This is a genomic window from Streptococcus sp. SM3, from assembly GCF_027497875.1.
Genome location: NZ_JAJNSA010000129.1, coordinates 1 through 6,121, shown reverse-complemented (window position 1 = coordinate 6,121; position 6,121 = coordinate 1). Strand labels below are relative to the sequence as shown.

2 protein-coding genes and 1 pseudogene are annotated in these 6,121 nt (G+C 42.4%); 2 read left to right on the top strand and 1 reads right to left on the bottom strand.

The window, feature by feature from the left end; all coding sequences use genetic code 11:
• The coding region (locus PAN06_RS12665) for a bacterial Ig-like domain-containing protein (RefSeq protein WP_269796497.1) at positions 1-4,037 on the bottom strand (4,037 nt) is incomplete at its 3' end.
• Positions 4,038-4,340: 303 nt separating this feature from the next.
• Here PAN06_RS12665 and PAN06_RS12660 point away from each other — a divergent pair.
• Both PAN06_RS12660 and PAN06_RS12655 read left to right on the top strand, forming a co-directional pair.
• Positions 4,341-5,972, top strand: a complete 1,632-nt coding sequence (locus PAN06_RS12660) for a Na/Pi cotransporter family protein (protein ID WP_269796496.1) — start codon at positions 4,341-4,343, stop codon at positions 5,970-5,972.
• 77 nt (positions 5,973-6,049) lie between these two features.
• A pseudogene (locus PAN06_RS12655) lies at positions 6,050-6,121 on the top strand (transposase); the annotation flags it as partial.

The following is a 6,121-nucleotide window of genomic DNA, read 5'->3' as shown; positions in this document are numbered from 1 at the left end:
GCAAAAGCTTGTGGAGTTGGCATCTCTGAAGCCAACAAAGTTTCTGCTTGTTCAATCAACTCGGTTTTAGGATCTTTTTTACGGACAGATTCAAGCAAGCCTTCCAATTCTTCTCTAGCAGTTTGATAACGTTGATTTCCATCCAAGTCTGTCCCTGCTTGTTTCAACTCATTCAAAGCCCGGTTGACTTCTTCTTGACTGGCATCATGGTTTTCTGCAACAGCTTTAGCTGCATTGAGTTTCTCTACTAGTACAGCTTGTTTGTCCTCACTTGAGAAGGTATAGGCAAGGGTTGACTGACGACCTTGGACAGCAGTGATTTCTTGTTTGAGGTATTCATCATTAACTGCAGCCTTTGGAGAAACCAAGACATCAAACTCAGCTGTGTGCCCCTTGTAATGCAGAGTCAAGGTCTGGCGTCCAGTCTTCTGAGCATCATAGCCCGTGATTTCAACACCTTCATCAGTAAAACTGTGAGCCTCTTCTGTCTCATCATCATAGAGAACACCAAAGCGACCTTCAGAGAGATCCAGTTGATCTCCTACTAGGTAGTCTGTTTTTGGTTTCTTAGTAATATACAAGCCCGCTACTTCTTTTGGTTTTCCTTCATCTTGTCCTGTCACTTGGATTTTCAGATCACCTGACACTGGTAAACCAAGGTATTGCAGTGTTAGGTTTTGTTCCCCTTTTTGATGAGCGTCGTATCCAGATACCGTCACACCTGAGTGAGTAAGGTTAATCAGCTCGTCGGCTTGTCCCCCTTCGTATTGAACACGGAGTGTTCCGCCTCTGAGGTCCAGTTTTTCTCCTTCTTTATAAACTGTCTTTTTAGGTCCTTTTTCAAGGCTAACCGCAGCAATTTTTCTTTCATCCTGCGGAATCGCTACTGCCAAGGTGTTACTGATTTCTTTGCCAGGTAGTTGGGTACGATAGTAGAGGAGAGTTGGTTGTTTGTCAAAGCCCAATGGAGCTGTTGTCAAGTCACCTCCAGTTTCAGTCTTCAAGGTTGCAATTGGTGTTTGTGAATCAGCCTTGTCGTAAACGGTGATGGTTGCGCCTGCCGGAACATCAGAGAAGCCTAGTTGAACTTGGTGGTTTCCAAGTGAACGAGCAGCTACCTTAGCCATTGGAATATTTTGACTTTCTGTGTCCAAGGCTTCGTACATCTTCCAGTTGTAGATACGAATGGCCTTCCAAGGTGTTCCGTTATCAGATGTAATGACATGCAAACGCCAGTCTTGGGCAGTAATTGGTTTGTCAAGAGTGATATCCGTAACGTGCGCTTTATTACCACGGACTTCCTTAGCCAACTTCCATTGACCATCCGCATCTTTATAATAAAGGTCAAAGTCTTTGGTGTTCATCAAACCGTCGTTTACAGATTCTCCACCAGCTCCCGCATGATCCATCACCCATCTGACAACTGTACGTGGCTGAGTCAAACGAATATCGACACTACCGCTCAATTGTCCTGAAGACCACTTGTCTGAAAGACTGGTAATGGTACCGTTCAACATACCTTCAATACCTTCTCCACCTTCGGTATTCGGGAAAGTGCTACCGATAACCGTTGCCCCTGGAACAATATTTTCAGCCAAAGGTCTTGGGAGAGTCGTATCCTGAACTGTCATCCCCCAGTTAAAGGATGTCGTCGCCGCTTCTGAACGAAGGCCATTTTTACCAACTGCAACGACTTTCAATTCTTGAGTCGTACCAGTCGCATTAGCAGAGCGGCTAACTTTTGGCAAGTAGATGGTTGAAGCAGATGAACCTGTCAACAAACGCCAGTTATCCCCATCTTTTTCGTAGACTTCATAGAAATCCGCATCTTGATTACCCGCAAACTGGACCACTGCTTCAGCTTCTTGGGCATTTTTAAGAGATTGTTTCACGACAGAAAGGCCTGTAGGCGCTTGTGGTACTTGGTGATTGTCTGAAATTGTTAATTGACCTAGGTTAAACTGATAATCTTTTACAGCTCCTTCATGCTCGAAGAAGAGTTTGACTGCATAGATGGTTTTTCCAGCTAATGAACTAAGGTCGAATTCTTCATTCGTCCAGTCATCAGATAAAGTCAGTTCTTTCCATCCATCTGCATCATCGAATTTGTAGTCTGGAGTTGTAGAAAAGGCCATAAAAACTTTCGAACCTTTTCCTCCCTTGTGGGCAACCTGAAGTTTGGTTTTCTCCGTTACTTCTAGTTTAGTAGAATACAAATTTACATCCTGGTCCGTCTTACCAGCTACATCACCTGAGAATTTAAGGGAGTTCCCTCCATTATAGGCATCTGTAAAATCATATTCTGCACGGAGTTTTTCACCCGTTGAAGTCTGCCACCAGCGCCATGTTGGCAAGACACCTGAAACAGAACGGTAGTTCCATTCAGAATCCTTAGAAACTTTGCCATCTACAAACCACTTTCTACCATGTCCTGTATTAAAGGAGGTAGTGAAGGTCCGACCCACTGCTGGTGTGCGGTCTGCAACTAAATTAGCAATCCCATACCACTCTTTATCCGCTGGTTTTTGAGCTGTCGGATCTCCTTGGTAACCTGTGAAGAAGATATCTTCGTTTTTGTGGTAGTCTTCACCTGTTTTTCCTAGACTGGTAATTGTATCTGGTGCAAAGAGTCCAAGTGACAAACGTAACTTGCCTTTTTCATCTAAGAGGGCATCCCATTTAACTTTTGTCTTATAAGAACCACCTTGTTGCAATTCCAATCCTGCAAAGACATCATATTGGCTACGTTCCAGCCATTTTGCCATTTCTACAGAGTGGTCATTCTTTTCCTTATTCCAGTTGAAATTGGCAAAGAATTGATCCGCAGGGACCTTGTCACCTTCTTTTTGCATGAACTGGTAGTTGTAATCACCTAGACCATCTTCGTGGTAACGACCATATTTATAGGTCATGGCATCGTACCAAGCATACTTGATTGGATGGTTGACTTTTGCCGCATATTCTTTTGTATAGAGCATAAACTGGCGCATCTTTTCTCCAAGAGGTTCAACCAAATCTCCAGTTGTTTCTTGGTTAATGAAATAGCCATCATAACCATAATACTTGGCCATGTCTACCAATTTACGGGCGATTGGGAAGCTACCATCTGGGTCTTGCTTCAAAGCTTCAGCGAATTTTTCTTGGTCTGCAATACTATTAGACCAGTTGAAGAAGAGTGTACCATATACAGGAACCCCGTTACGGTGACCTGCATCAATAACGTCAGGAGTTGGAACGAGACCTTCCCAGAAGACCATTGAATCCAAGTATTGCCAGTAGTCAAAGGCGTAGGCTTTGAATTCTTCTCCACCAACAGAAGCGTGATCTTTAGCCTTTGAGTTGGTATTTGCTAGCGCCTGAACCTTGGCTCTTCTGCTTGCTTTTTCGTTCACCAACTGGCCTCTATGGCGCTTGGCTAGTTCAACTGAGGAACGATTGATGGAATCATCCTCACGCGCACCCGGTTCCCATTTCAACAATTCATCCCAAGAATTAAATTTGATTTCCTTTGGTTTTAATGTTCTTTCTGTATTTTTAGGGACATCTGGCTGGACTTCTTTCTCAGTCTTATTAGCTTCTGCTACTGGCTTAGACTCATCCCCTTGGCTAGTTGCTTCAGGCTTTGATTCTATTTCCTTGTCAGACTTAGGTTTTGCTTCTGCAGATGGTGTTTCTGCAGCCACCTCACTTGCTTTTTCCTCTGGTTTAGCTGCGCTAGCTGCCTCTGCGGTTTCAGTAGTTGCAGCTTCATTGCTTGCTGGCGAAGCAGTTTCAGATGCTGTCGCTACTCCTTCTGCTTTTTCTGGCTTATTTTCTCTAGCATGTTCTCCTTCATGCTGCTTGTCAGTTTCATTAGTTGGATGCTCACTCTTTCCTGAAACAAGCTCTGTATTGGCTCCGCTATTTTCAGGAACTGCAGTTTCTTCAGCCAAGGCTGGACCAGCAAATAAAACAGCACCAATCATTAGCGAGCAGGCTCCTACTGATAACTTACGAATACTATAACGACAACGTCTTTCAAAAAATGGATTCTTCATTTTCTTCTCCTAAAAGATTGATTTTGTTGCATAAAAGAAAGCGCTTAACTTTCTTTATAAAATTTTTATCCCAATCACAGGGACCAAGATAATTCCTCCCTCATTTTAAAATATTTCTTTTAAATGTCAATATATAAAAGGAAATACCTATATCTAGGTTAGAAATTGGTAAAATTAATATAATCAAGGTCCATTCTAACGAATTTTCTTTCTAAAATCTTAGCTTAACACTTGTTAGATTTACTTTTATCCTTTAAAATAGAATAGGAGAAATTCCGTTATTATTTTTCGGAGGAAAAAGAAATGTCCATTAATTGGCAGGAAATTTTATTTCACTTTTTAGGTGGTCTGGGACTATTCTTATATAGTATCAAGACCATGGGAGACGGTTTGCAACAAGCTGCTGGAGATCGCCTTCGTTTTTACATTGATAAGTATACTAGCAATCCCTTTTTAGGTGTTCTAGTAGGGATTGTCGTGACTGCCCTGATTCAGTCAAGTACAGGGGTCACAGTTATCACGGTTGGACTGGTCAGCGCTAGTCTTCTAACTCTTAGACAGGCTATCGGAATTATCATGGGAGCCAACATCGGAACCACAGTTACTTCCTTTATCATCGGTTTCAAGCTTGGTGAGTATGCTTTACCCTTGATTTTCCTTGGAACCATGTTCCTCTTCTTTACCAAAAACAGAACAGCAAACAATATCGGGCGTATCTTGTTTGGTGTAGGGGGAATCTTCTATGCTCTCAACCTCATCAGTGCCGGTATGAGTCCTCTTAAAGATTTACCACAATTCAAGGAATATATGGTAACCTTGGGACAAAATCCTGTATTAGGAGTTTTTGCCGGTGCAGTGATTACCGTCCTCATTCAAGCTTCTTCTGCGACAATCGGGATTTTGCAAGGTCTCTATGCAGGTGGATTCCTTGACCTTAAAGGTTCTCTACCTGTTCTCTTCGGGGATAATATCGGGACAACCCTAACCGTTATCATCGCGGCAGCTGGAGCCAATATCTCTGCGAAACGCGTTGCTGCAACCCACGTCACCTTTAACGTATTAGGAACTATCCTTTGCTTAATCTTATTAGGTCCATTTACATCTATGATTGAGTACTTCCAGGCACTCCTTCACCTCTCACCTGAGATGACCATTGCCTTCTCTCACGGTGCCTTTAACGTAAGTAACACCATTGTACAATTTCCATTCATCGGAGCCTTGGCCTACTTTGTAACCAAGCTTATCCCTGGTGAAGATGAAGTTGTCAAGTACGAGCCACTTTATCTCGATGAGCATTTGATTAAACAAGCTCCATCAATCGCTCTCGGAAATGCAAAGAAAGAACTCCTTCACTTGGGAAATTATGCTTCCAAAGCCTTTGACCTTTCATACAACTACATCATTGACCTTAATGAAAAGGTTGCTGAAAAAGGACACAAGACAGAGGAAGCCATCAATACCATTGATGAAAAATTGACTCGTTACCTTATTACTCTTTCAAGTGAAGCCCTTAGCAAGAAAGAAAGTGAAGTGCTGACCAACATCCTGGATTCATCCCGCGATTTGGAACGGATTGGGGACCACGCAGAAGCGCTAATCAACCTGACTGACTACCTTCAACGTAAAAACGTTGAGTTCTCTGAAGCTGCTTTACAGGAATTAGCTGATATCTATCAAAAGACCACTGGTTTTATCAAAGATGCCCTTGACAGCGTGGAAAACAATGATATTGAAAAAGCTCAAAGTCTGATTGAACGCCATAAAGAAATCAACAATATGGAACGTGTTCTCAGAAAGACCCACATCAAACGCCTCAACAAGGGCGAGTGTTCAACACAAGCTGGGGTCAACTTTATCGACATCATTTCCCACTATACTCGTGTATCTGACCACGCTATGAATCTAGCTGAAAAGGTCATCGCTGAACAAATCTAAGAACCAAGAAGCTATCCTAAATTGAACTGCACCCCAAAAGTTAGACAGAAAAAATCTAACTTTTGGGGTGTTTTATTATGAAATTGAGTTATGAAGATAAAGTTCAGATCTATGAACTTAGAAAACAAGGATATAGCTTAGAGAAGCTT

Excerpts from the sequence above, each read along its gene's own strand:
- PAN06_RS12660 (WP_269796496.1), top strand. The coding sequence starts at position 4,341 with ATGTCCATTAATTGGCAGGAAATTTTATTTCACTTTTTAGGTGGTCTG.